The sequence below is a fragment of the Peribacillus psychrosaccharolyticus ATCC 23296 genome, assembly GCF_000305495.1.
Lineage (GTDB): Bacteria > Bacillota > Bacilli > Bacillales > DSM-1321 > Peribacillus > Peribacillus psychrosaccharolyticus.
In genome coordinates, this window is sequence record NZ_AJTN02000251.1 from 22,526 (window position 1) to 47,473 (window position 24,948).

The window sequence follows — 24,948 nt, forward strand, 5'->3', positions numbered from 1 at the left end:
ACTATGCAGAGCGCCCATAATAGGTGAAAGCCCATTACTTTGCCTTTGTCAGCTCAATGGTTTTAGCATCAATTAGTTGTAATAACGCCTGAGGTGGTAACTCAATCTGGCACCCGATTTTCCCGCCGCTGACGATCATTGTTTCCAGCTGTTCTGCCGTATGATCGATGAATGTTGGATAGAGTTTTTTCATTCCAATTGGTGAACAGCCTCCGCGAATATAGCCTGTCCATTTTTGCAAATCCTTGACAGGCAGCATCTCAATCTTTTTCTCTCCAGCTGCTTTGGCTGCTTTTTTGACATCTAATTCATCTCCTACGGGGATAACAAAAACATATATATGTCCTGGAGCCCCCGCTGCAACTAACGTCTTAAATACTTGGTCTGCTGGTTTTCCAATCTTTTCGGCAACCGCTGTTCCATGAATTTTTCCATCTTCGTTATTATAGGATAGGGATTGATAATGAATTTTCTGTTTATCAAGGACTCGCATAGCATTCGTTTTACTCATTCTACGCCTCCATTTACATTTATTGAAAAAGAGCCTCGCAGATGCAAGACCCTGTTGATTATCGATGAAACAAATGACCAGATTTTGCTGCAATTTCAGCTTCTTTTTCTGGATCATAAACAATGATAAAGCAGGTGGAAGGGCCTGCAGATGCCTTTAAATCGAGTTTTTCAAGGCTCTTTGGAATCGTCCCGCTTGGATCAAAGTGCAGCCACTCATTGGCAATTCCCTTTGAGCCTACAGGAAGAATAGTCATGTTTTCTTGCTCACAGCACCATTTAAAGAGAGAGAGCGGTGCAATTAGCTCCGGATGATTGATCACACCCTCACCCATAAGCGGGGTACCGATCACGCCCATTTTCCCTCTTACCACTTTTTCTTCTTCTTTCTTTTGTCCAATAACAAGAATACCGAGGGCAGATTGAACCATTTCCATGTTGCTTTCTGTACTTCCCGTAATGGGAATCGTAAGGCCCAGCTCCGCTTGACCTCGATGGATTCCTGCCTCTAATTCGTTCCAAGCCTGTTCTCCGCAGAAATTTCCCAACACTACGGCCATCGGATCAGCACCTGCAGCCATACACTCCATAACTGCAACTCGAAACGAATAATAAGCTACTACATCATAGGGAACCGTAACAACATCCTCTTTTTTCATGCCGATTCCGCCGCTATTGTCACTGGCAAAGATCAAGGAACCACCAGCCTGGACTGGCAGGTTAAGAACATCTCTCATGAATCATGACCCGCTTTGAAGATCATCCTTTTTAAAATAGGGACGAGCTTTGGCATGAGTATGACTGCAATTACTAAGTTAATAACAGTTGCAGTAATTAACGAAGGCAACAAGGCAATATAAAAGGATGTACTAATGATAAACATGAAGGGCAGTGGTGCAATTAGCGCATTTCCGACCAAAAACAGTGTGACCGCGCCTAATTTTTGACTGCTATTATATAGTGTACAAAACATCCAAACTAGGATGAACATTTCCACAACGATGATAAAATGCAGCGGCCCAAGCGGCATCCCGCTGATAATAGCAGAAATCAAGGTCCCAAGACCCGCCACGATTCCCCCATTAATCGGCCCTAATAGTACACCTGCTATAAGGGCAGGGAAACTATCAAGGGCTAAACTGCCGACGATAGAAGGAATTTTAATTGCCGCACCTACAGCGGATAGGGCAATAAACATCGCCAAGGTACTTATTTTTCGAACGTCCAACCTTATTCACGTTCCTTTCTTTTTCCGCCTCGGAATACATTCGCACTACGGGCATATTCCACATCCTTAACACCCAAACGGAAGTTCACGACACGTGCAAGGGCAAATAAGTAATCGGATAATCTATTTAAATATTGGAGAGACAATGGAGATACTGGTACACCTGTTTTAGTCAGTGAAACGACAAGACGTTCCGCACGGCGTGTCACCGTCCGAGCAATATGAAGCGTAGCTGCCGGGACAGATCCTCCAGGCAGAATGAATTTTTCTAATTCTGGTGCTTCTTCAATAAATATATCGATTCTTTCTTCTAAGTACGTAATGGCGTCTTCACTTAATTTTTCAGGTGCTTTTTCTGAAATGGTCGCTAAGTCGCCGCCGCAGTCAAATAACTCATGCTGTATTTTTTCTAAATCAGCGATTACATCTGAAAATAGATCGGGATTAAGCTCAGTAACGGCTTTACCAATATAGCTGTTTACCTCATCAACCGTACCATAACTCTCAACACGGATATCATCTTTATCCACTCTTCCGCCAATTACACTAGTCTTTCCTTTATCCCCAGTACGCGTATAAATTTTCATCATTATTCCTCCTTTATTTTAGTTGTTGATTAATACCATACCAGATAAGTTCAACACGGTCAGCCCTTTCGGCAAGATCCTGATACACCCAGCCGCAGGCATCCCGCCAAGTACGGTCACTCGCCTCAATCGGTACAATTCCCTTCGAGAGATCATTACCGATTATAATTAAGTGTCGATCTTCATTTTCCTTCTCCCAGTTCAAGAACCCCTCGATTCGAAGGTTCCAAGAAGCACGGATATCCGCTGCATTAAATTGTTGACTATCTTGTTTAATCCAACGTTCAATCCCTTCTAGTATGATCCTTTTACTATGGTGGTCCATATTTTCTGGTAAGTCGTGGTCTTGGTATGCAGATAACCAGATTGTCTCATCTGTAACTTGATATTGCTCTCTTACCCATTTTGCTTTGCCGTTGTAGCTACCACCTGTAACGAAGTGCACCGTTCACCCCTCCTTACTGATTGATTCGAATCCCAAGTGAATTGGTAGCCTTGAGAATGAGGAACATTCCATTCCCAGAACTCCTTTTTCTCTACAGCCAGTTTACTAAGTAAATAGCGGATCACACCACCATGGGTCATCACAGCGGCTCGACGTATACCACGTTCGCTTATATCTTCTACTATATGATTCCAGCCTCGTTGTACTCTTGTAGAAAAAGCAGAAAAACTTTCCCCATTTGGAGGACTCGCCTCAAATGGATGGGCAAGAAAATCCTGATAGCTAGGTTCATCGACTAATTCCTGATACGTTTTTCCTTCCCAGTCGCCAAAATTCATTTCCCGAAGGTCTACCATGCGAATCGGAGTACTCTCAGGGAAAAGAAGGGCTGCTGTTTTCTCGCAGCGAGGCAGATCACTGCAATAAACTACGTCATAATCAGGTTCGACCCACTTTTCCTGCTCTTCTTGCAGCAATGGCGAGTCCGTCCACCCAAGATACTCCCTCCGATTATTGGCTTCTGTCATCCCATGACGAAATAGTGTAATATCCAGACCGTGAACCATAGAGATAGTTCAACTCCTTCCACAGAAGCTCCAAGCACATCCCCCGTAATCCCGCCAAACCACTGAATCGTTTTTTTACGGATAAAAAGAAAGCTCAAGTAAGCAGCCGTTGCCATCCATACAAATTGCCACAGCAGCGCCGGGCTAATCAGGTAAGCCGCCATTAAGCCTGCTGCCGCATACACCCAGTAAACACGCGTACTATTTTTACGGGATGCTTTTTGAAAATAGGCGCCGAGCCCCTCCTGCTTTGCAAGTGGAAATCGGCATAAAACGACACCCATCACAATTTTACTGATAAACGGAATAACGAGTATCAAACCATACGTATAAGGCATGCTTTTTTCAACAATCTCATAAATAAATAGATACCGAGCAGCTAATAATACAATCACTGATAAAACACCAAAGGCTCCTGTTTGAGGGTCTTTCATGATTTCTAAGCGTTTTTGTTTATCGCGATAGGAAAAGAATGCGTCACTCGCATCAATCCAGCCGTCAAGATGAAGCCCGCCGGTTAAACCAATAGTCAGCAGCCAAATCATAAATGCAATCGCACCGGTTGAGAAGGGCGTCCATTCGATAAGCAGATAAAGTGTCCCGCTCATTAAAGTGCCAAACAGCAATCCAACTAGCGGAAAGGTCTGAATCGAACGGTGCAGGTACTTATTGTCCATTGGGAATTCACGTTTAATCGGTATAGCGGTGAAAAATTGCAGATTAATGATGAAACCAATAAGTGCGCTCACGATTGCAGTCCCTTCATCATGACAGGCATACCTGATTCCACTAGGTACGCTTTTTCAGCTCGCTGAACGATTTCTTGATGCAGTAAACCTAACGTTCTTTGATACAGCTGGACGGAGGAAAAATGACTATACTCGTGAAGCACTTCATTGCTGACAATTACTAAGGTACTCACATTTTGCTGAATCGTTTCAAGACCGGCAAGGATTTTGTCGTAGACTTGGCTGGCTTGAATTTGACTCCATTCCGTATTTGCTGAAAACAGTTCATTATCAAGCAATGTCGTTAAACAATCTAACAATACAACAGGTTGATGATCAAATGTTTTCACCGATTCCTCAATATCGGTTGGAAACTCTCTAGTCTGCCAAGATACATTGCTTTGCTCTCGCTGTTCTTGATGCTTATTTATACGCAGGACCATTTCTTCATCACGCGCTCTTCCACAGGCAATATAAACTATACCTCTGTTCAGATCTTGGCTGCATTGTGTTGTCAATTTCTCTGCAAATGTACTTTTCCCGCTTCTTACCCCTCCGGTTACAAAGTAGATCGGTGCTTTTTCCATTGTGTGAATTCCTCCATCAATACGGCATGTTCCCGTTCACCTTTAACCGCAAATCGAAGCCATTTACCATCCAGTCCGGGAAAATTAAACGTATGGCGCGGCACGATTCCTCTTTCTAACAGATAGGTTAACAAGTGCCTTGCATCTAATTCTGGGTCTCTAAGTAAATAGAAATTCACGGAGCTTTGAGAGACTACTAGGCCGGTCGTCTTATAAAAGAATTGAAGCTGTCTCTTCTGCTTTTCAATATATTTAACCGTTTCTTGCTGATGAACGACCTCTCTTAAGCAGATCGAACCCGCTTTCTGCGCCAAGCTGCTGACACTCCAATGTGGTTTAAAAGACTTTAAGACATCAATAATACCTGGATGCGCGAGTACATAACCAAGGCGGACTCCCGGCATCGCAAACATTTTGGTCATCGAGCGAAGGATAATCAGATTTACGAAATAACTGAGATACGTTCGGTATGTAAAAGGGTCGATGACAAAATCATAAAATGCTTCATCAAGAATCACTAGACAGTTTTCCTTCTGACAAGCAGTTAGAAGCTGTAAGACATCTTCCTTGGCATAAGACATACCTGTAGGATTATTGGGCGTACATAAATAAAGCGCATCCTGCTCTTTAATCAATGGGAGCAAGCCTTCGACATCCAGCTTCCACTCCGGCTCTTTAAGGATGTAATTTGTAATGGTACATTGATTTGCCAAACAAGCGGCAGCATATTCAGAAAATGCAGGTTGAATAATCAAAACGTTTTTACCTGCCAGCATTCTAGCCGTTAATGAAATTAATTCCGCCCCTCCATTCCCAAAGAGAATGGATTTCTCTGAAACTTGTTCCATACTTGCAGCCAGCTCCGTTAGTTCTCTATTTTCATGATCTGGATACTCTAAGATTGACTCGAAAAAAGATGGCCACTGTTCCTTTAAGCCAGCTGGTGGTCCAAGCGGATTAATATTGGCACTGAAATCGTAAAAGCTGTCTGGCATCGTAACTCTTAGTGATTGATACAAATATTGTGGATTAGATCCATGAAGCGGCAGTTGCAAGCAGCATCCCTCCTATCCAGAGCATCAGCATAAATAGCCATGAGGTTTTATGCATGATTTGGGTTGTTAGTTTAATATGATTTGCTTGAAGTGGAACGACTGATTCTCCCATCTTCGCCCGATTAGATATGACTCCTTTATAATAATTGACTCCCCCCAGCTGCACACCGAGCAATGCAGCAACGGCAGCTTCTCCCCAGCCGCTGTTCGGACTCGGGTGTACTTTGGCGTCACGCACTACAATCGCTGCACGCTTCCTAAAAGAATGCGGCCCCATATTTTGATTAAGCAGCATCAGCATCCCTGTTAAACGGGCCGGTATCCAATTGACGACATCATCCATTTTGGCTGAGGCCCATCCGAAATCAAGATATTGCTTATTTCGATACCCAACCATAGAATCACATGTGTTAATGGCCCGATACATCATCGCCAAGGGCGCTCCTCCAATGAACGCCCAGAATAGCGGGGCTGTAATGCCATCACTGGTATTTTCAGCAATGGTCTCGACTGTCGCGCGGACAATTTCTCCTTCATGAAGCTGATCGGTATCTCGGCCAACAATATACGAAAGCTTACTTCTTGCTTCAGTAAGATCTGCTAAAGCCAAGGGTCTATAAACATCCATGCCGGCAATATGTAAGCTCTTTTGGGCAAGTGTAGTCGAAATAAGTACTGCTTCAACCAGAATACCCGCCGCCACGTGCTGTTGATAGGCAAGATAAACTATGACACTCGTCAGCGCAAAAACAATGAGTAATAAACTAGTCATCATTAGAAGCCCTTTTCTTTTCTTTGCATGACCATGATTAAGTAATCGATCCAGTCTTGCAATGTAAGCACCCATCCATTTAACTGGATGCGGCCAAGACGGCGGGTCCCCTATTAAACGATCTAACAAGAATGCAAGACTGAGTGCAAGTAAATGAGGAAGCATCATTCAGCCTCCCTCTTATATTGATTTTTCTGTAACGCCTTCATTGTACATTCATAGACACCTTTACCGATTAACTTCCCGAGCGGCGTTGCTGTCCCGCCGTATTGCAAAAGAGTGCCTCTTTGGGTTGCTGCAACCAGTACACTGTCTGTTGATGTTCCCGTCGCGCTAGAGTCGGTGATGAAATCCATTACATTAAGCTGCATCAAAGCCTTCACTTTTGCCTCAGTCGCCGTAACGATACTGTGAATGAACGCTTCTTCCGCAAGCTTTGCGTTTATAAAGATCCAGGTATTGATCGTTCCAGGTGAGCTGTCTTCTGTATGTTCACTTGCTCTTGATGCATCAACGGCATTACCAACACCCGCTGTTACAATAATGAAGATTGAAAAGTCTCGCTCCTGATAGAACTGATAGACTGCATATTGAAGGTCAACAGCCGTCATCATCCCTACCGTTTCCGCAGAATCAAATCCTCGCTCCTGTAAAAATAGTTTCATTTCTTCTAGATGATCCTCACAATTATAATCGTGGTTAACATGACGATTGACAAACGTATCATACCAGCCGGTACCAGCTCCTGTTACTCCGGATGACATCGTACGCAGCGGGATCGGTGAATGAAGCGAAATATACTCTTCAGCTTGCGTTATATACTGCTGATCTATTTTTATTTCCTGATCATCACCTGCCTGCTTATCAGGAACGATAAACATTTGAGGCTTCGGCAGCACAGGGTGTGGGTGCTTTTCAATTTCGGTCTTATATACATGCTGAATCCGCTCCTGTTGGAGCACATTATTTGGTGTATCAATGATTTGAATTTTTCCTTTTTCTAAGAGTAGGAGATTATCACAATACAGAGCAGCTAAATTTAAATCGTGAAAAATGGAGATAACGGTTAAGCCCTTCTCCACAGACCATTTCTTCATCATATCGAGCAAATCTTTTTGATAGGAAAGATCTAAGTGATTGGTCGGTTCATCAAGCAAAAGAATTTCGGGTTGCTGTGCCAACGCTTGTGACAGCATTACCCGTTGTATTTCACCACCTGACAGCTCATTCATACTTTTATCCTGAAAGGCTAGGACACCAGTCTGCTCCATCACCTCTTGCACGATCCGTTCATCCTCCTGTGTCCAGGTATTCAGCCAGCCAGATTGATGAGCATAACGGCCAAGCGAAACCGTTTCTTTTACAGTGTAGGAAAAGGTTTGGGATGAATGCTGCGGCAGTACTGCCACCGTTCTTGCCAGCTGCTTTGCAGAATAGTTCTGAATGGGTAAATCCTTGATATAGATGCTGCCAGTATCTGAACGCATAATCCCGCTTATCATATGTAATAAGGTCGTTTTCCCGCTGCCATTCGGTCCTAGAATTCCGAATAATTCCCCCTTTTGAACATCAAAGGATAGGGAGTGGATGACTGGTTCTGCAGCGTAGCCTCCGGTCAGCTCTTTTACCTTAAGCATGTTATCTCCTTCTTCCTGTTCTGTTTTTCATTAATATCGCCGCAAAAACAGGAGCACCAATCAAGGCAGTAATGACGCCAATTGGTAATTCAGTCGGCGCGATGATGGTCCTTGATACAAGGTCAGCGAAAATTAAAAATCCACCTCCGGAGAGTAGAGAAAGCGGCAGTAAATGTTTATGATCTGGACCGCATAACTGCCGGATAAAATGCGGCACGACCAGACCGACAAAACCAATCGTTCCTGAGACCGCTACGGCTGCCCCGGTCAGCAATGCACCGGCAGTCAAAATCGTCAGCTTGCGGCGTTTCACATTTACCCCCAGATGCTGGGCCCTGTCTTCCCCAAAGGATAGAGCATTCAATTCCTTTGCATTCAGCATCAAGACTAGTACACCCACAAAGAAGAAAGGCAGGATAATCGTGATATAACTCCAGCCTCGCATCGAGACACTGCCCAGCAGCCACCCGATAATCTGCCGCAGTTCATTACCTGTTAACGCAATCATCAATGAAATAAATGCCCCCAAAAATGAGCTGAATATAATACCGGTTAAGATAATCGATTCAACCTTCATTGATCGATCAATTTTTCGGGCAAAAAACAGAACGGCAAAAATGGTCGCAAACGAAAATGACACACTAAATACTGGAAGTGTGAACGAACCGATGATCGGCATGGAGAAGGAGAAAAACAACACGATCACCGCGCCTAACGATGCACCTGATGAAACACCGAGTGTATATGGATCGGCTAACGGGTTTCGTAAAAGACCCTGAAAAGCAGCTCCTGAAATAGCTAATGAAGCCCCGACAAGTCCAGCTAAAATAACCCTTGGCAAACGAATATTCATAACAATATTGGTATACATTTCATTCGTCTGTTCGATAGGGAGGTGCAGAATTTCTTTAGCAAGTATATTCAACAAATCCATAATTGGCACAGAAACCGCACCGATTGAAACTCCTGCCAGGAACGAAGATGTCAAAAAAGCGACTGCGAGTAAGTAGATTAACTTTTTATTTAAATACGTCTGGATAGACCGCTTTGGCAAGTTCCTCTACTCCCTCTGCCAGCCTTGGACCTGAACGAGTAACAAGATCTTCATTCACGTCAACAACCTGTTTTTCTTTAATAGCAGTGACTGCTTCCCAACCATTACGATTTAAAATATCACTTGTAACATCCTCTACATAACGGCCATACGTCGTAACAATGACATCTGGATTCTCTTCAATCATCGATTCCTCTTCCATCTTAGCCCAACCCTCTTGATCTGCTGCGGCATTTTTCGCGTTGATCAACTGCAGCATTTCATCCAAGAAGGTGTTTTTTCCTGTCACATATATTTCTGGAGATCCGGAAACTTCCACTAAAACTTTTTTTTGTTCATGCTGTTTAATCTCTGCAGCTTTTTCTTCAATAGTACGTAACTTTGTCTTCATTTCATCAATAAGAACGTTTGCGTTATGATTGGCTCCTGTTGCCTTACCAAGCATTTCAATAGACGAATAGACATCCTTGAAGTTCGCTGCATCATTGATGACTACCACTGAAATACCTGAATCCCTCAATTGTTGGAGACCTTCTTTCGCACTATCCGCTGTAGACTCATGCGCTAACACTAGATCAGGACTCAGTGAAATAATTTTTTCAACATTAAATTCAAGGTCGCCTATTTTCTCTATATCAGCGGTTTCCTTTGGATAATTATCGTAATCTGAAACTCCGACAATTTTTTCACCTAAATCCATGGCAAAGGCAATCTCGGTATTACTTGGAATGAGCGAAACGATTTTTTGGGGTTCTTCTTCAATAGTAACCTGCTCACCCGTTGCATCCTTCAATGTCACGGGAAATACCGCTGATTTACCTTTATCTATCTCTGAAGCTGACTGTTGCTGCTTCTCCTCTACTTCACTGCCGCATCCTGTCAAGATCCCGATGACTAATAGACCTGTAAATAGCTTCATGCCGAATTTCTTCATTTTTAAAATCCTCCCAGTCTTTGCTGCACAAATAAAAAATCCCCAATATGAATTGGAGATTGTTGTATGGCCGATTATGACAAATAAAAAAAGCCACACACCAACCTATCCTCGCAGGTTTAAAAAGTGCACGAAAACAGGCAGGTCTCCTGGCTCATGGGTATTGCACACGACGCCTTCCCATAGTAACTACAGTGGCAATGCCGTTTACACCCATTTACAGTGGCGGGACCGCGTTGGAATGACACCAACTTCCCTTTTAAGTCTTTATAAAAAAAAGACACCTATTTCTTAACTTATATGATTTTTTTATGTATGTCGATTATACACTATAACCTGTATTTCGAACGGACTTCTCTTACTAAATAGTAAATTTCTTGTTAAAAACTGTATTAACAGACTTAAATACTCATCCTATCTCATTTTACCTTATCCATGTTCTGAATAGATAAATAAAACGCTTGCATTCTAAAATAGCTTGTTTATAATACTTGTATACAAGTGTACTTGAATGAATAACAAAGAAGGTGACACCATGGCTGACTCTATCAACTTTCTATATCCTGAAAAATGGCTGTTAAAGGCATCAGTGGGTGATCGGATAACATGTGAACTTAGAATGCGTATTATCGCTGGACTAATTGAAAGCGGTGCCATACTATCAGAAAATAAATTGGCAGCAGATTTTTCTGCAAGTCGTTCCCCTGTCCGGGAAGCACTAAAGAAACTAGCATCCGAAAACATCATTCGCCTAGAAAGAATGGGTGCTGTTGTTATTGGTCTAACAGAAAAAGATATTAATGAAATTTACGATGTGCGTCTCCTTATTGAATCGTTTGTATTTGAACGCCTTGTGAGGATAGACACCGAAGAATTAACCAAAGAACTTAGCAAAATTCTTGAAATGATGCAGGTTGCCATTAAATATCGTGATGCGGACGAGTTTTCATATCAGGATCTTTTATTCCATGAAACCATTATCCGTTCAGTCAACCACTCCCATATCTTAATGATTTGGAACAATTTAAAACCCGTCATGGAAAGCTTTATTCTCTTGTCAATGCGTGGTCGTTTCCAGGAAACATACAATGACTTCACACGAATAATGGAGAACCACGCCCTTTATATTGAAGCTATTAAAGCAAAAGATCGCTCACTCATGATTCAGTCTTTACATAAGAACTTTGATGATGTTCAAGGAAAAGTAGACGATTTATGGATGTCACAGCAAATGCTAGCTAAAGGAGTTGGTCTCAATAATGACTAATTATATGGTAGGTATTGATATCGGTACAACGAGTACGAAAGCTGTTTTATTTAGTGAAAAAGGTGAAGTTATCCAGCAAGAAAATATAGGATACCCACTTCACACACCTGATAGTTCCACAGCTGAACAAAACCCAGAGGAAATTTTCCAAGCTGTATTGCAAGCCCTTTCAAGGATTATGAAGCTTCATTCTGATAAGACACTAGCCTTTATTTCATTCAGTAGTGCTATGCATAGCGTCATTGCAATGGATGAACAGGATAAACCACTGACACCCTGCATTACTTGGGCAGATAACCGAAGTGAAGGATGGTCTCGCAAAATCAAAGATGAGTTGAATGGGCATGAAATTTATAAACGGACTGGAACACCTATTCATCCGATGTCACCATTGTCCAAAATTGCTTGGTTGGTAAATGAATTCCCTAATATCGCTTCCAAAGCAAAAAAATATATTGGCATTAAGGAATATATTTTTAAAAAGTTTTTTGATCAATATGTAGTCGATCATTCTCTGGCTTCAGCTACAGGTATGATGAATCTTAAAACACTAGATTGGGATGAAGAAGCGTTACAAATCGCAGGAATCAATCGATCCCAATTATCTGATCTTGTACCAACGACGAAACTTTTCAGCGGCTGTGATCCATCTCTAGCCAAGGAAATGGGAATAGATTCGCAAACACCTTTTGTAATCGGGGCAAGTGATGGTGTTCTTTCTAACTTAGGCGTCAATGCAATCAGAAAAGGTGAAATCGCAGTCACCATTGGAACAAGCGGCGCTATTCGCACCATTATTAATGAACCACAAACAGATGAAAAAGGAAGGATTTTTTGCTACGCCCTAACAGAAAAACATTGGGTTATTGGCGGTCCCGTAAATAATGGAGGAATGGTCCTGCGCTGGATTAGAGATGAATTTGCTTCTTCAGAAATCGAAACAGCAAAAAGACTAGGAATCGATCCGTATGAAGTCTTAACAAGAATTGCTGAACGAGTAAGACCTGGCGCTGATGGATTATTATTTCATCCATACCTGGCAGGTGAACGTGCTCCTTTATGGAACCCGGATGTACGCGGATCATTTTTTGGTCTAACGATGTCGCATAAGAAAGAACATATGATTCGAGCAGCCTTAGAGGGCGTTATCTACAATTTATATACCGTATTTTTAGCATTAACTGAGTGCATGGATGGCCCAGTAACACGGATTCAAGCAACGGGTGGATTTGCTAGATCGAGTGTTTGGCGGCAAATGATGTCCGATATATTCGAATCTGAAGTAGTCGTTCCTGAGAGCTATGAAAGCTCATGTCTTGGGGCATGTATTTTGGGTCTGTATGCAACCGGCAAAATTGAATCATTTGACGTTGTGTCTGAGATGATCGGCAATACGTTTAAACATCTGCCAAGAGCAGAGGCGGTTAACGAATACAGACAATTACTCCCCATTTTCATTGACCTATCTAGGATATTAGAAAAAGATTATTCAAGAATAGCCGATTATCAGCGAAATCTACTAAACAACTAATTCATCATAGGAGGATACATCATGCCACTAGTCATCGTAGCAGTTGGAATTTTAGCTCTATTGATCTTAATTATGGGCTTAAAATTAAATACCTTTGTTTCATTGCTAATAGTATCATTTGGCGTTGCCCTAGCACTCGGTATGCCCTTAGACGAAATTGTAACAACGATAGAAGCAGGTTTAGGAGGAACACTGGGCCATTTAGCATTAATCTTCGGACTAGGCGCCATGCTTGGCAAGTTAATTGCAGATTCAGGCGGGGCTCAGCGAATTGCATTAACCCTTGTTAACAAATTCGGTGAAAAAAATATTCAATGGGCCGTTGTAGCGGCTTCCTTCATTATCGGTATTGCCTTATTTTTTGAAGTAGGATTAGTTTTATTAGTTCCCATCATCTTTGCCATTGCTAAAGAATTAAAAGTCTCCATTTTATATCTTGGTATTCCAATGGTAGCTGCTTTATCCGTAACACACGGATTCCTGCCGCCCCATCCAGGTCCAACGGTCATTGCTGGGGAGTACGGCGCAGACATTGGCGAAGTATTACTCTACGGTATTATTATCTCGATTCCAACGGTTATTATCGCTGGACCTTTATTTACTAAGCTATCTAAAAAACTAGTACCTCAGTCATTCACGAAAACTGGAAGTATCGCTTCATTAGGCGAACAGAAAGTATTTAAACTAGAAGATACACCTGGTTTTGGCATTAGCGTATTTACCGCTATGCTGCCGGTTATTTTAATGTCAATCGCTACTATCATTACCTTGCTTCAAAACACGATAGGGTTTAAAGATAACTCGATACTAGCCTTCATCCGTTTTATCGGCGGTGCATCACCTGCCATGTTAATTTCACTTTTAGTCGCTGTCTACACGATGGGAATCGCCAGAAAGATTCCGATCAAAACGGTCATGGATTCATGTACAACGGCTATTACGCATATTGGCATGATGCTCTTAATTATTGGGGGCGGAGGAGCGTTCAAGCAAGTACTCATTGACGGCGGCGTCGGTGATTATGTAGCAGAACTATTTGAGGGAACAAACCTATCTCCTATATTACTAGCTTGGATTATTGCAGCTATTTTACGGATTTCATTAGGATCTGCTACTGTTGCAGCCTTAACAACAGCTGGCTTAGTGATCCCAATGCTTGGTCAATCTGATGTGAACCTCGCTTTAGTCGTTCTTGCCACTGGAGCAGGCAGTTTAGTAGCTTCGCATGTTAATGATGCAGGATTCTGGATGTTTAAAGAGTATTTTGGTTTAAGTATGAAAGAAACCTTTGCTACGTGGACACTATTAGAAACAATCATTTCTGTAGCTGGACTAGCATTTGTTTTACTGCTTAGTTTATTCGTATAACCCTTCCCCCCTTCCACCTGAGGGGGGTCTTTTTTAATTTAGTTTAAACGGGTAAAACAGCTTCTCTAATTCCGATACAGTGTCCACAATATGATTTGGCTGTGCTTCCTTTATTTCCGCAGGTGAACCAAACCCATAGGTAACGCCAATCGAATCTATTCCATTTTGACGGGCTCCATGGATATCCTGTTTTCGATCTCCTATCATAACAAAATCTTCTGGCTTGTACTCCCCGTATTGTTCAAGAATAAAACGGATGATTTCTGTTTTTGTTGTCCTCGTCCCATCAAGATTACTTCCAGCCACCAGTTCAAAATACGGATCAATCTGAAAATACGATACTATCTTCTCCGCAAACTCAGTTGGTTTTGACGTTGCAACCACTAAACGTTTGGTTGGTTTCAAGGTTTCCAAGAGCTCTTGAATCCCTGGATAAAGAACATTTTCAAACATCCCAGTTTTTTTAAAATATTCTCGATAAAAATGGATCATTGATATCGTCTCTGTTTCATCTAAGCCAAATACTTCAGCAAATGTCTCCTGAAGAGGAGGACCAATATGAGCTTCCACTTCAGCTGCTTGAACATCCCGCAGATTCATCTTTTTAGCTGCGTACTGTACAGAATGGACAATGCCAAGTCGCGGATCGGAAATCGTTCCATCTAAGTCAACCAGCACAAACTTGTACGAATCTCTCATCATTTCTCCCCTATCTCTTAAAATTGGTGCAGGAATTCAACTAGATCTTCCATTTGGTGGCTTCGAAATACTTCCTTTGTATAATCAAACACCACATAAGTCGGCGTCTTTTCTATTTTCAGCTCAGGAAAAGAAGAATGAGCCTCAGCTAAGTCTACTGTACGAAATTGATCAATCCTGAACATCCCGCCATCTCTTACTTCATTAAATGGATTATTGTCAGATGAATCAATCACCATAAACAGGCTGCGGGTTTTCGGACTGTCACTAAGCAGCTTCTGATAGGAAATTTCATTCTTTACATTAAACTGCAGCGTATAAACTGCCTTCTTCCCGTCCTTCCATTTCGCTTGGACAACATAAGACTTGATAAATGGCTGATTATTAATCTCTATTATGTATGGAGGCAGATAAGGATTCCACAGCATGTCCTCTTCTGTTTCCTCGATTACTTCCTTAAATGTTGCATCTAAAGTAAACCCTGGGTGTATCTCTTCTACTGCCATTAAATCAGGTGCGTCGTCAAAGCTGATTTCTACTTTGGAACGCGGATTTACATTCGTGACAGGATTATCTTCATCATTAAATCGAGAGTCTGATGTCTTATCATTTTTTGAATAGCTCTGAACCAGATAATCCGCTTCGGTTCCGTCTATAACTGCCATTAATTTAGGCGGAGTATTGATCTTCTTCATTTTTATTTGGTCAAAAATTACCAAACCAACCAGACAAATACCTGCAATCACCAAACCTTTAAGTATTTGCTTCTTTTTCATATCTATCACCATCCATAATAATACAATTATAGCATGAAAATCAATGAATATTCGGTGATTTTATTTGCGTATAATGAAGAACACCACCATAACACCCGTTTCCAAACACGAATATCTTGATAAATTTGCAGAATAGAAATATAATATATCAATCGTACATTTTTATTCTGTCTCAGTAGCTCAGCAGGATAGAGCGACAGCCTCCTAAGCTGTAGGTCGTAGGTTCGATTCCTATCTGGGACATCATCAAAAACCTTGTTGTAGTTCGGTTTATACCGTATTGCAGCAAGGTTTTTCACTGCAAAAAAACATCCGTGATCAAGTGCTCACGGATGTTTTTCATATTCTAAAGAACAGATTCATTAGCTTACCCCATAGCTGCTTCCCGTCGAGGTTTAGTTGCTCTAAACCATTGCAAACATAGAATGAATATTAATATTAGGTCAATGATATCTCCGCCATAGTACATCATCATACTTCCCTGTTTTGCCTGTTCAAAAGGTATTCCCGCAGGTGGCTGCGTATAGAGGTACTTTGATAAAATACCATGGCCGGCTAAGGCAATAATTAAGACGATTGTGCGAAATAAAAAAGAAATCCGGTGAAGGATTGGATCAATATAAATCATAGACACGGTGAATAAGTAACCGGCAATAAATACATGAACATGCACAAGATAATTCAACATGTTACTTTCGTGCATAAGGGCGTATAGATTGGTCGTGTACAATAACCAAAGACCCCCAACATTTAAAAATGACGCCACAAGTGGGTGGGTAAACATCCGAGACGGCCAACTCCTAAGAACACCTGTAAGACGTCTTGCTGAAGTGACGCTTAGTGTTCGCAGCATTAACGTCATTGGGGCAGCTAGAACCATCAGTAACGGAGCCAGCATCCCTAAGAGTAAATGACCGAGCATATGTGCATTGAAATCTATGTGGGCACGGTTTGCTATGGGTCCGGCTACTGCTAGTATTGCCGACAAAACTCCAAAAACCCAGTACACAGTACGAGCTACAGGCCATTTCTTATGATGACGATTGGAGATGAAAACAGCACAAAGATAGAGAATTAACACGAGGATAAAAGGCAGTGCTAAAAGAATTTGCGAGCCTGCCTCTCCTGCAAGGTTTATATGAACTTCGTTGTGATTACTGTGATTCATGGGCAACAGGCTTTCCATCTTGTTTTCTGCCGCGTGTACGAATAATGAGGGTGATACCGATTATAATCATGACAATAGCAATGAAATTCCAGATTATATCATACACATAAACATTTTCTACATAGCGAATCTGATGTAAGCCCATTAATTTATGCTGGATGGTCCCATCGTATAACTGGAAAGCCCCGCCTCCAAGAAACACACCCGCTAACCATCTTTTGAACCTATACGCTTGTTTACGGTGCAAGTCGGCTAATAAAAACGAAGATGCGATGGTCGCAAACCAGCTAAAAGCATGAAACAACCCATCCGAAACCAGTCCTATGTCTGTCGTTGATTTGTCGTAGAAATGATGCCAATGTAACAGCTGATGAAAGACAGCTTCATCAATAAAACCAACTAAACCGAGCCCAAATAAAATCCCAGTCCATATATTTCTACTGGAGTAAGCGGATCTATTATTCGTAGTACTCATATGCTCCTCCTTTTCTACCTGCTTTATCTACTCTGTCATTCTATATTTACCCTACTTTCCCCAAAAATTATCAGCTGTATTCAGAAAAAACAGATATTTAAAGACTTGTAACCTTTTGTTTGAACTACAATATTTATTTTTAGAAAAATATCCATTTTATGTTTTAAATATAACGACTGGGGTATAGTATGAATGTAAGACATTCTCACCAAAGGGAGATGATGTACGATGAGTATGTTCAACAGCCATTGGAACAAAGAGAATGACGCAGCGGTGTTTAGTCCAGGTGATCAGGGCTAGACGTTAAGACAAGCCTGCACGAATGATTCAAGGTACTATTTTTCATGCAAGTGATTAAAAGCAGGAGGCATTTTTCAACCAAAGGAGATGATGTGCGATGAGTACAATCAGAAGCCAATGGAACAAAGAAAATGATGCAGCGGTATTTAGTCCAGGTGATAAAGGGTAGGAATCAAGATAGGCTTGCACGAATGATTGACCGAATACGTATGTATAAGTGATTAAAAGGCATGAGGCATTTCTCACCAAAGGAGATGATGTGCGATGAGTACGATCAGAAGCCAATGGAACAAAGAGAATGACGCAGCGGTATTTAGTCCAGGTGATCAGGGATAGACTTCAACAAAAAGTGTATATCGTTTTATTCAACTTAGGAGATGGTTTTCATGATCAATCATTGGTACGACGAACAGGATTCAACAATGATGAATAATGATCAAGATTCAATCTGTGTTCCTAATCAAACGAATACGTATGAACTTTCAACTAAAGAAAAGGTGCCTGAGTTTAATTTATTCGGCACCGCTCTAAATGAATTATAAAACAAAAAGGATGAGGCCATCTTAGGCTTCATCCTTTTTGTTTTAATTATCGATATAATTCAATAATTTGATTGGCTATATATTCAGAACTAAAATGGACGCCGTCCTTTAGCCACCACATGATGATCCCAAGAATAGAGGCTGCGAGAATATCCATTGATAACGTTATTTTTCTCGTTACAGCCTCTTCCCTTTCACGTTGTACGACGATGGAGTCCTTTAAAATCATTTGGGATTTTTTTTGAAACCAGGGTGTTCAAATAGGACCGCAAAAAGTTTCCGATGCTTATAAAAATAATCTAAAAAAGTGATTAATTGTTTTTCATTATTTACATTATCGATTTGCAAAACAGGAGACATTTCCAACGACAAGTCGTCGAAAATATCGTGAACTAATTGTTTTAATAAATCTCCAATATCTATAAAGTGTAAATAAAAAGTGGCACGATTCAAATCTGCCCGTTTAGCTATTTTTTGTACGGTAAGCTTTGAGATATCTGGATTTTCAATCAATAAGTCTGCGACAGCTGCTTTAATCATTCGTTTGGAGCGAATGGCACGAGGATCCTGTTTTTTTTGTATAGTCACTTTACCTCTCCTTCATCTATAATCTCGTACTTCTTTTATATATTTTAAAAATATGTTGTTTACTTAACACTTTATAAAAAATTGGTAATAGGCAGCTTAAAAAATGAATGTTACCATCTATTTTATTGACACTGTGTAAAAAAAGCAAATGAGGAGAGGAATATAATTTGACCGAATCAATCAATAAAAAAGTACTGTTAACCGTGTTAATTTTAGGGTGTTTTTTATCCACACTTAATCAAACACTGTTGAATGTTGCGTTAAGTAACTTAATGGAGGTATTTACTGTATCTGCTACAACTGTACAGTGGATTTCTACAGGTTTTATGTTGGTTAATGGGGTCTTGATCCCTATTACTGCCTATTTAATGAAACGTTTTTCTACCCGCCAGTTATTTATAAGTTCGATGCTGTTCTTATTAATAGGCTCCATTTTGTGCGCAGTATCACCAAACTTCGCCGTCTTACTAACAGGCCGTATGATCCAAGCCATTGGGGCAGGAATTATTATGCCATTGCTTATGAGCGTGGTTATGTTTATTTTCCCACCAGAAAAAAGAGGCAGTATGATGGGGTTAATGGGACTAGCCATAATTTTTGCTCCGGCCATTGCACCGACATTGGCAGGTTTTGTGATCGAATATTATTCATGGCGTTGGTTATTTATCGGAATCATACCTTTTGTAGTAGTCGTCATTTTATTAGCCATGAAATATTTAATTAACGTGACAGGTACTGAAAAAGCGAAGTTGGATATAGTAAGCGTTATATTATCGACTGTCGGATTTGGACTTATTTTGTATGGGTTCAGTAATGCGGGCAGCCATGGTTGGGATGACAAGATTGTCCTAGCTTCCATACTTGTGGGAGTCGTGACGATCGCTATTTTCTGTCATCGACAAATCAAATCTGCTGACCCCCTTCTTAACTTGTCCGTTTTTAACTACAAGGTTTTTACGCTAACATCGATTATCAACATTTTTGTCACTATGATGATGTATGCGGATATGATTTTATTACCGATTTATTTACAGAACGGTAGAGGATTTTCTGCATTTGACGCTGGTTTATTATTGTTACCGGGTGCGATTATCAATGCCTTTATGTCTCCCGTGACAGGAAAGTTATTTGACCGCTTTGGTGCAAAGCCATTATTCATTATTGGTTTGATTTTTATCATTCCTTCAATGTGGGTGGTTACCGATTTAACAGAATCAACAACCTTTATTTTCTTAATGGTACGTACGATATTCCTTCGTATAGGGTTAAGTTTTATCACAATGCCCTTGAACACCGCTGGTTTGAATGCCTTACCAAAAACACTCGTGACGCATGGTACAGCTGTGAATAATACCGTTCGCCAAATTGCTGGTGCAATCGGAACGGCTGTAGTTGTTACGGTTTTTACAGCACAAACCACCAAGCACGCAGAAACCTTACTAGAAGAAACACCAAATGCAACGGCTGAAGCTGTCCGCTCACTTGCATCGATTTTCGGATCAAGTGATGCCTATTATTTCATGACAATCCTAGCTATTATCGCATTTGTATTAACACTATTTATTCCATCTAAAGCAAAGATGAAACAATCATCATAATGCAGAGCCGGCACATTCCTAACGATGTGCCGGCTTTTCCTTATTCAGCTGCTTAGGAGCCTGCTGGGCAATTTCTTCCTTAAAATTATGTTATATTATACGGTAAATAGTTAGTAAGGGAGTTCGAATATATGGTAAAAAGTGTAGTCATTGCTGAGAAGCCTTCAGTTGCACGTGATATAGCAAATGTATTGAAATGTACTAAAAAAGGAAATGGCTTTTTAGAAGGCGATAAATACATCGTTACTTGGGCATTAGGCCATTTAGTTACACTAGCAGACCCAGAAGCGTATGATGCTAAATTTAAATCATGGAATTTAGAAGACCTTCCCATGCTTCCCGATCAAATGAAGTTAGTTGTGATGAAACAAACGGGGAAGCAGTTCAATACGGTAAAAGCGCAATTAACCCGTAATGATGTGAATGAAATCATTGTCGCGACTGATGCGGGGCGAGAAGGAGAATTAGTTGCACGTTGGATTATTGATAAAGCAAAAGTCCATAAACCCATCAAACGTCTCTGGATATCTTCTGTAACAGATAAAGCGATAAAAGATGGATTTAATAACTTAAAACCTGGTAAAGATTATGAAAACTTATATGCTTCTGCCGTAGCCCGTTCGGAGGCTGATTGGTATATAGGTTTGAATGCTACGCGTGCCTTAACAACAAAATATAATGCACAATTAAACTGCGGCCGTGTACAAACACCAACCGTTGCAATGGTTGCAGCACGTGAAGATGAAATTAAACATTTTAAGCCTCAAACATACTATGGAATCGAAGCCAAAACACCTGGTCTTTCATTAACTTGGCAGGATGCAAATGGGAATAGTCGGAGTTTTAATAAAGAAAAGACCGACGAAATCGTGAAATCACTTGGCAGCAAAGACGCTTCTATTATAGCCATTGACCGCAAAGCAAAGAAAACATTTGCACCTGCTCTATATGACTTAACTGAATTACAACGTGATGCAAATAAAATTTTTGGCTATTCTGCTAAAGAAACTTTAAATATTATGCAAAAACTGTATGAGCAGCATAAAGTCTTAACTTATCCGCGTACAGATTCACGTTATTTAACTTCTGATATTGTAAGTACACTCCCTGAGCGTTTAAAAGCATGTGCTGTAGGTGACTATCGTTCTCTTGCCAATAAAGTATTAACTAAACCTATTAAAGCAACAAAAGCATTTGTAGATGATAGTAAAGTAAGTGATCACCATGCCATCATTCCAACTGAAGATTATGTGAATATTTCTTCCTTCACTGACAAAGAACGCAAAATTTACGACCTTGTCGTGAAACGTTTCTTAGCTGTTTTATTCCCTGCGTTTGAATATGAGCAATTAACCGTACAAACCAAGATCGGTGATCATACGTTTATTGCGAAAGGGAAAACAGTGATTCATTCTGGCTGGAAAGAAGTTTATGCCAATCATTTTGATGACGAAGATTCGAAAGACGATGTGAAAGAGCAGCTATTGCCTAAACTTGAAAAAGGCGATGTTTTAAAGACAAATTTAATCACTCAAACGTCAGGCCAAACAAAGCCGCCTGCCCGCTTTAATGAGGCGACTTTACTATCAGCTATGGAAAACCCTGCGAAATATATAAAAACAGACGATAAGCAGCTTGCAGACACATTAAGATCAACTGGCGGACTTGGTACAGTTGCCACTCGCGCCGAAATCATTGATAAATTGTTTAATTCATTCCTATTTGAAAAACGCGGTGGTAAGGAAATCTATATGACTTCTAAAGGACGTCAGCTGTTAGATTTAGTGCCGGAAAAGCTAAAATCGCCTGCAACAACAGCTGAATGGGAACAAAAGCTTGAGCAAATCGCAAAAGGGAAACTGAAAAAAGATGCTTTTATTAATGAAATGAAACATCATACAAAAGAGATTGTCAAAGAAATTAAAGCTAGCGATAAAAAGTATAAACACGATAACATTTCCACCAAGTCGTGCCCTGACTGCGGTAAACCAATGCTTGAAGTAAACAATAAAAAGGGAAAAATGCTAGTCTGTCAAGATCGTGAATGTGGTCATAGGAAGAATGTTGCCCGCGTAACCAATGCACGCTGCCCACAATGTAAAAAGAAAATGGAACTGCGTGGTGAAGGTGACGGTCAAACCTTCGCATGTAAATGCGGCTATCGCGAAAAACTTTCTGCTTTTGAAGCAAGACGTAAAAAAGAATCTGGTGGAAAAGTAGATAAACGAACAGTACAAAAATACTTAAAAGAGCAAGAAAAAGAAGCTGAACCAATTAATAATCCGTTTGCTGATCTATTAAAAGGAATGAAATTTGATTAACGTAAATTCGGCGGAGAAGTGTATATTCTCCGTCTTTTCTTGCTTGGATGTCAGCTGGATTATCTCAATTATTTCCCAAGAAATTTGTCGAGTTTAACAGGAATATCGCGATTTCCTGTTAATTTCCAATGGTAAGCCATAGCATTTTTAGTAGATTTTTAGTATGATGAAAGGTAGAGATTTTTCAAACTTATTGGAGGTTCAACAATTAATGAGCTTACTTACTATAGATAAATTAGGTCACAGCTTTGGTGACCGCATGCTTTTCAGTGATGTTTCCTTCCGTTTAATGGCCGGTGAACATGTTGGTTTGGTCGGTGCAAATGGTGTTGGAAAATCAACAATGATGAATATTATTACTGGACAGCTTATTCATGATGAAGGCCGCGTAGAATGGTCTCCGAGTACGAATTATGGTTATTTAGATCAGCATACAGTGCTTACAAAAGGGAAAACAATGCGCGATATTCTTAACGAAGCATTTCTACCCTTGTTTGAACAGGAAAAACGATTGAATGAAGTAACAGAAAAAATGGGATCCGCGACTCCTGAAGAATTGGAAGAACTTCTTGAGGAAATGGGACTCATTCAAGATAAATTAGAAGCTGGGAATTTTTATAATCTTGATAAAAAAGTCGATGAAGCAGCTCACGGCTTAGGTCTTGATGCAGTAGGACTTGATCGGGATGTTTCCTCACTAAGTGGTGGACAGCGTACGAAGGTCCTATTAGCGAAGTTACTGCTTGAGCAGCCAGAAGTATTACTTCTAGATGAACCGACGAACCATCTTGATGTGGAACATATTCGTTGGTTGAGCAACTATTTGAAAGATTACCCTCATGCCTTCCTGTTAATTTCCCATGATACAGAGTTCATGAACAGCGTTGTTGGTGTCATTTTCCACTTAGAGTTTTCAAGGTTAACCCGCTATACAGCTAACTATGAGAAATTCCTAGAGTTATCCGAACTCAATAAGAGTCAACATATCAGCGCGTATGAAAAGCAACAGGATTTCATTAAGAAACAAGAAGAGTTTATCAATAAGAATAAAGCACGGGCTTCGAGCAGTGGACGTGCCAAGAGTCGTGAGAAACAGTTATCACGTATTGATCTAATTGAAAAGCCGGAATCAGCGGCGAGACCAACCTTCGAGTTCAAGGAATCACGCAGCAGCAGCCGTTTTGTTTTTGAAAGTGAAGAACTTGAAATTGGGTATGATCATCCCCTGTTCCCGAAACTAACAACAACAATTGAGCGCGGTGAAAAAATTGCAATCGTCGGCTGTAACGGAGTCGGTAAATCTACTCTACTAAAAACCATATTGGGTGATATTAAACCACTCAGCGGTAAAAGTGTCTTTGGTGATTACCTCTTCCCATCTTACTTTGAACAAGAAGTGAAAGCAGATAAAATTACACCACTTGATGATGTGTGGAATGCCTTCCCTCATCTTGAGCAAGGTCAAGTCCGCTCGATTCTTGCACGCGTTGGGTTAAAAAACGACCATATTACTCGTCAACTTAGTCAATTAAGCGGAGGCGAGCACGCGAAGGTCCGCCTATGTAAATTAATGCTTACTGAAAGCAACTGGCTTTTATTTGATGAACCGACGAACCATCTGGACATCGTAGCCAAAGAAGAGCTTCAACGGGCAATGAAAGCCTACAAAGGAACCATCCTGCTCGTATGCCATGAACCTGACTTCTATGAAGACTGGGTAACAAAGGTATGGGACGTTGAAGAATGGTTTAATGAAGTTCACTCAGCAGAATAAAGATAGAAAGAGAGTTCCCCTATGGAACTCTCTTTTTTTGGGGAAATAATCTTAAACCATTCAGCATTTAGTGCGCTTTTTCGGCACGATCAACGTAACGTTTAACGACAATCATCACTTATTCGGCACCATTATGACCGCTTCACGAGTTCTTGGGTTTGGCTCTTGTGAAAATAGTGTATCTTTATTTTTTGTTTCGTTGGCTTCGCTTTTTTCCTTTTAGGGACTCTTTTTTGATAAAACCAGATCTTTTTGGACCAGTTAGCTTTATGAATTCACCATTATCCCGGCTCATTTAGCTCTGCCGGGCTTACATTCTGCCGTTTCTTACCTTTATTCGGCCCAAAATGAGGTTGATTCAGCCCAAACTTAAAAATATTCGGCCCTAACTCCATGTGATTCTTCCCTTGCCGCCGCTGCATTACTTGCTGCATCAAT

General features: G+C 40.8%; 24 protein-coding genes, 1 tRNA gene, 1 pseudogene and 1 riboswitch. Of the genes and pseudogenes, 8 read left to right on the top strand and 18 right to left on the bottom strand.

Features of this window, described 5'->3' with window-relative positions; translation table 11 throughout:
* Positions 1 to 34 precede the first annotated feature (34 nt).
* From ybaK to WYK_RS20865, 13 genes are read right to left on the bottom strand one after another with little or no spacing between them, the layout of a single operon-like run.
* Positions 35 to 511, bottom strand: coding sequence for a Cys-tRNA(Pro) deacylase (ybaK, locus tag WYK_RS20805; RefSeq protein WP_040376353.1), 477 nt, complete (start codon positions 509 to 511; stop codon positions 35 to 37).
* A gap of 58 nt (positions 512 to 569) precedes the next feature.
* Positions 570 to 1,247, bottom strand: coding sequence for a hypothetical protein (locus WYK_RS20810; protein WP_040376354.1), 678 nt, complete (start codon positions 1,245 to 1,247; stop codon positions 570 to 572).
* On the bottom strand, positions 1,244 to 1,738 hold the full coding sequence (locus WYK_RS20815) for an ECF transporter S component (RefSeq protein WP_081704991.1): 495 nt from the start codon (positions 1,736 to 1,738) through the stop codon (positions 1,244 to 1,246). The genes WYK_RS20810 and WYK_RS20815 overlap by 4 nt, the downstream gene beginning before the upstream one ends.
* A 2-nt stretch (positions 1,739 to 1,740) precedes the next feature.
* The gene (locus tag WYK_RS20820; protein ID WP_040376355.1) at positions 1,741 to 2,325 is read right to left on the bottom strand and encodes a cob(I)yrinic acid a,c-diamide adenosyltransferase; all 585 of its coding nucleotides are present in this window, start codon (positions 2,323 to 2,325) and stop codon (positions 1,741 to 1,743) included.
* Positions 2,326 to 2,338: 13 nt separating this feature from the next.
* The gene (locus WYK_RS20825; RefSeq protein ID WP_040376356.1) at positions 2,339 to 2,770 is read right to left on the bottom strand and encodes a bifunctional adenosylcobinamide kinase/adenosylcobinamide-phosphate guanylyltransferase; all 432 of its coding nucleotides are present in this window, start codon (positions 2,768 to 2,770) and stop codon (positions 2,339 to 2,341) included.
* Entirely contained in the window at positions 2,722 to 3,336 is a 615-nt protein-coding gene (locus WYK_RS20830; RefSeq protein WP_040376357.1) for a histidine phosphatase family protein, read from the bottom strand. The genes WYK_RS20825 and WYK_RS20830 overlap by 49 nt, the downstream gene beginning before the upstream one ends.
* Positions 3,294 to 4,085 carry an adenosylcobinamide-GDP ribazoletransferase gene (cobS, locus tag WYK_RS20835; protein ID WP_040376358.1) on the bottom strand — a complete coding sequence of 264 codons (792 nt, stop codon included), beginning with the start codon at positions 4,083 to 4,085 and terminating at the stop codon, positions 3,294 to 3,296. The genes WYK_RS20830 and cobS overlap by 43 nt, the downstream gene beginning before the upstream one ends.
* On the bottom strand, positions 4,082 to 4,651 hold the full coding sequence (locus tag WYK_RS20840) for a bifunctional adenosylcobinamide kinase/adenosylcobinamide-phosphate guanylyltransferase (protein WP_040376359.1): 570 nt from the start codon (positions 4,649 to 4,651) through the stop codon (positions 4,082 to 4,084). Before WYK_RS20840 ends, cobS begins: the two co-directional genes overlap by 4 nt.
* On the bottom strand, positions 4,624 to 5,706 hold the full coding sequence (locus WYK_RS20845) for a pyridoxal phosphate-dependent aminotransferase (protein WP_040376360.1): 1,083 nt from the start codon (positions 5,704 to 5,706) through the stop codon (positions 4,624 to 4,626). The genes WYK_RS20840 and WYK_RS20845 overlap by 28 nt, the downstream gene beginning before the upstream one ends.
* The gene (cbiB, locus tag WYK_RS20850) at positions 5,681 to 6,646 is read right to left on the bottom strand and encodes an adenosylcobinamide-phosphate synthase CbiB (protein ID WP_040376361.1); all 966 of its coding nucleotides are present in this window, start codon (positions 6,644 to 6,646) and stop codon (positions 5,681 to 5,683) included. The genes WYK_RS20845 and cbiB overlap by 26 nt, the downstream gene beginning before the upstream one ends.
* On the bottom strand, positions 6,643 to 8,115 hold the full coding sequence (locus WYK_RS20855) for an adenosylcobinamide amidohydrolase (protein WP_040376362.1): 1,473 nt from the start codon (positions 8,113 to 8,115) through the stop codon (positions 6,643 to 6,645). Before WYK_RS20855 ends, cbiB begins: the two co-directional genes overlap by 4 nt.
* Before the next feature lies 1 nt (position 8,116).
* Positions 8,117 to 9,169 (bottom strand): FecCD family ABC transporter permease, encoded by a 1,053-nt coding sequence (locus WYK_RS20860; protein ID WP_040376363.1) that lies wholly within the window; start codon positions 9,167 to 9,169, stop codon positions 8,117 to 8,119.
* Positions 9,135 to 10,103, bottom strand: coding sequence for an ABC transporter substrate-binding protein (locus WYK_RS20865; RefSeq protein WP_040376364.1), 969 nt, complete (start codon positions 10,101 to 10,103; stop codon positions 9,135 to 9,137). Before WYK_RS20865 ends, WYK_RS20860 begins: the two co-directional genes overlap by 35 nt.
* Before the next feature lie 122 nt (positions 10,104 to 10,225).
* Positions 10,226 to 10,406, bottom strand: a riboswitch (cobalamin riboswitch).
* A gap of 232 nt (positions 10,407 to 10,638) precedes the next feature.
* Here WYK_RS20865 and WYK_RS20870 point away from each other — a divergent pair.
* From WYK_RS20870 to WYK_RS20880, 3 genes are read left to right on the top strand one after another with little or no spacing between them, the layout of a single operon-like run.
* Positions 10,639 to 11,370 (top strand): GntR family transcriptional regulator, encoded by a 732-nt coding sequence (locus tag WYK_RS20870; RefSeq protein ID WP_040376365.1) that lies wholly within the window; start codon positions 10,639 to 10,641, stop codon positions 11,368 to 11,370.
* Positions 11,363 to 12,901: a gluconokinase gene (gene gntK, locus WYK_RS20875; RefSeq protein ID WP_040376366.1), complete on the top strand. Its 1,539-nt coding sequence runs from the start codon at positions 11,363 to 11,365 to the stop codon at positions 12,899 to 12,901. Before WYK_RS20870 ends, gntK begins: the two co-directional genes overlap by 8 nt.
* Before the next feature lie 21 nt (positions 12,902 to 12,922).
* Positions 12,923 to 14,269 (top strand): GntP family permease, encoded by a 1,347-nt coding sequence (locus WYK_RS20880; protein ID WP_040376367.1) that lies wholly within the window; start codon positions 12,923 to 12,925, stop codon positions 14,267 to 14,269.
* Positions 14,270 to 14,302: 33 nt separating this feature from the next.
* On the opposite strand, the gene WYK_RS20885 is transcribed toward WYK_RS20880, so the two are convergent.
* Both WYK_RS20885 and WYK_RS20890 read right to left on the bottom strand, forming a co-directional pair.
* Complete coding sequence (locus WYK_RS20885) at positions 14,303 to 14,968, bottom strand: HAD-IA family hydrolase (RefSeq protein ID WP_040376368.1); 666 nt, start codon at positions 14,966 to 14,968, stop codon at positions 14,303 to 14,305.
* Positions 14,969 to 14,985: 17 nt separating this feature from the next.
* Positions 14,986 to 15,744 (bottom strand): hypothetical protein, encoded by a 759-nt coding sequence (locus WYK_RS20890; RefSeq protein ID WP_040376369.1) that lies wholly within the window; start codon positions 15,742 to 15,744, stop codon positions 14,986 to 14,988.
* A gap of 169 nt (positions 15,745 to 15,913) precedes the next feature.
* On the opposite strand from WYK_RS20890, the gene WYK_RS20895 reads away from it, so the two are divergent.
* Positions 15,914 to 15,987: transfer RNA gene (locus tag WYK_RS20895), tRNA-Arg, on the top strand.
* 124 nt (positions 15,988 to 16,111) lie between these two features.
* Here WYK_RS20895 and WYK_RS20900 read toward each other — a convergent pair.
* Together WYK_RS20900 and WYK_RS20905 are read right to left on the bottom strand one after the other, a co-directional pair.
* Positions 16,112 to 16,912, bottom strand: coding sequence for a cytochrome c oxidase assembly protein (locus WYK_RS20900; RefSeq protein WP_051387806.1), 801 nt, complete (start codon positions 16,910 to 16,912; stop codon positions 16,112 to 16,114).
* Complete coding sequence (locus tag WYK_RS20905) at positions 16,899 to 17,387, bottom strand: DUF2243 domain-containing protein (RefSeq protein ID WP_040376370.1); 489 nt, start codon at positions 17,385 to 17,387, stop codon at positions 16,899 to 16,901. The genes WYK_RS20900 and WYK_RS20905 overlap by 14 nt, the downstream gene beginning before the upstream one ends.
* A gap of 686 nt (positions 17,388 to 18,073) precedes the next feature.
* Here WYK_RS20905 and WYK_RS25045 point away from each other — a divergent pair.
* Entirely contained in the window at positions 18,074 to 18,229 is a 156-nt protein-coding gene (locus tag WYK_RS25045; protein ID WP_161629163.1) for a hypothetical protein, read from the top strand.
* Between the two features lie 46 nt (positions 18,230 to 18,275).
* On the opposite strand, the pseudogene WYK_RS26425 reads toward WYK_RS25045, so the two are convergent.
* Positions 18,276 to 18,769, bottom strand: a pseudogene (locus WYK_RS26425) (TetR/AcrR family transcriptional regulator).
* Positions 18,770 to 18,984: 215 nt separating this feature from the next.
* Between WYK_RS26425 and WYK_RS20915 the strand changes: the two are divergent.
* The 3 genes from WYK_RS20915 (at position 18,985) to WYK_RS20925 (ending at position 24,510) form a co-directional block, all read left to right on the top strand.
* On the top strand, positions 18,985 to 20,415 hold the full coding sequence (locus WYK_RS20915) for a DHA2 family efflux MFS transporter permease subunit (protein ID WP_040376371.1): 1,431 nt from the start codon (positions 18,985 to 18,987) through the stop codon (positions 20,413 to 20,415).
* A 131-nt stretch (positions 20,416 to 20,546) separates the two neighbouring features.
* Entirely contained in the window at positions 20,547 to 22,736 is a 2,190-nt protein-coding gene (locus tag WYK_RS20920; RefSeq protein ID WP_040376372.1) for a DNA topoisomerase III, read from the top strand.
* Between the two features lie 211 nt (positions 22,737 to 22,947).
* Complete coding sequence (locus tag WYK_RS20925; protein WP_040376373.1) at positions 22,948 to 24,510, top strand: ABC-F family ATP-binding cassette domain-containing protein; 1,563 nt, start codon at positions 22,948 to 22,950, stop codon at positions 24,508 to 24,510.
* Positions 24,511 to 24,948: the final 438 nt, after the last annotated feature.

Bases quoted from the DNA above. Each gene is read 5' to 3' on its own strand.
- ybaK (WP_040376353.1), bottom strand. From the start codon at position 511: ATGAGTAAAACGAATGCTATGCGAGTCCTTGATAAACAGAAAATTCAT.
- WYK_RS20810 (WP_040376354.1), bottom strand. From the start codon at position 1,247: ATGAGAGATGTTCTTAACCTGCCAGTCCAGGCTGGTGGTTCCTTGATC.
- WYK_RS20820 (WP_040376355.1), bottom strand. From the start codon at position 2,325: ATGAAAATTTATACGCGTACTGGGGATAAAGGAAAGACTAGTGTAATT.
- WYK_RS20830 (WP_040376357.1), bottom strand. From the start codon at position 3,336: ATGGTTCACGGTCTGGATATTACACTATTTCGTCATGGGATGACAGAA.
- WYK_RS20840 (WP_040376359.1), bottom strand. From the start codon at position 4,651: ATGGAAAAAGCACCGATCTACTTTGTAACCGGAGGGGTAAGAAGCGGG.
- cbiB (WP_040376361.1), bottom strand. From the start codon at position 6,646: ATGATGCTTCCTCATTTACTTGCACTCAGTCTTGCATTCTTGTTAGAT.
- WYK_RS20855 (WP_040376362.1), bottom strand. From the start codon at position 8,115: ATGCTTAAGGTAAAAGAGCTGACCGGAGGCTACGCTGCAGAACCAGTC.
- WYK_RS20865 (WP_040376364.1), bottom strand. From the start codon at position 10,103: ATGAAGAAATTCGGCATGAAGCTATTTACAGGTCTATTAGTCATCGGG.
- WYK_RS20870 (WP_040376365.1), top strand. From the start codon at position 10,639: ATGGCTGACTCTATCAACTTTCTATATCCTGAAAAATGGCTGTTAAAG.
- gntK (WP_040376366.1), top strand. From the start codon at position 11,363: ATGACTAATTATATGGTAGGTATTGATATCGGTACAACGAGTACGAAA.
- WYK_RS20880 (WP_040376367.1), top strand. From the start codon at position 12,923: ATGCCACTAGTCATCGTAGCAGTTGGAATTTTAGCTCTATTGATCTTA.
- WYK_RS20885 (WP_040376368.1), bottom strand. From the start codon at position 14,968: ATGAGAGATTCGTACAAGTTTGTGCTGGTTGACTTAGATGGAACGATT.
- WYK_RS20890 (WP_040376369.1), bottom strand. From the start codon at position 15,744: ATGAAAAAGAAGCAAATACTTAAAGGTTTGGTGATTGCAGGTATTTGT.
- WYK_RS20900 (WP_051387806.1), bottom strand. From the start codon at position 16,912: ATGAATCACAGTAATCACAACGAAGTTCATATAAACCTTGCAGGAGAG.
- WYK_RS20905 (WP_040376370.1), bottom strand. From the start codon at position 17,387: ATGAGTACTACGAATAATAGATCCGCTTACTCCAGTAGAAATATATGG.
- WYK_RS25045 (WP_161629163.1), top strand. From the start codon at position 18,074: ATGATCAATCATTGGTACGACGAACAGGATTCAACAATGATGAATAAT.
- WYK_RS20920 (WP_040376372.1), top strand. From the start codon at position 20,547: ATGGTAAAAAGTGTAGTCATTGCTGAGAAGCCTTCAGTTGCACGTGAT.
- WYK_RS20925 (WP_040376373.1), top strand. From the start codon at position 22,948: ATGAGCTTACTTACTATAGATAAATTAGGTCACAGCTTTGGTGACCGC.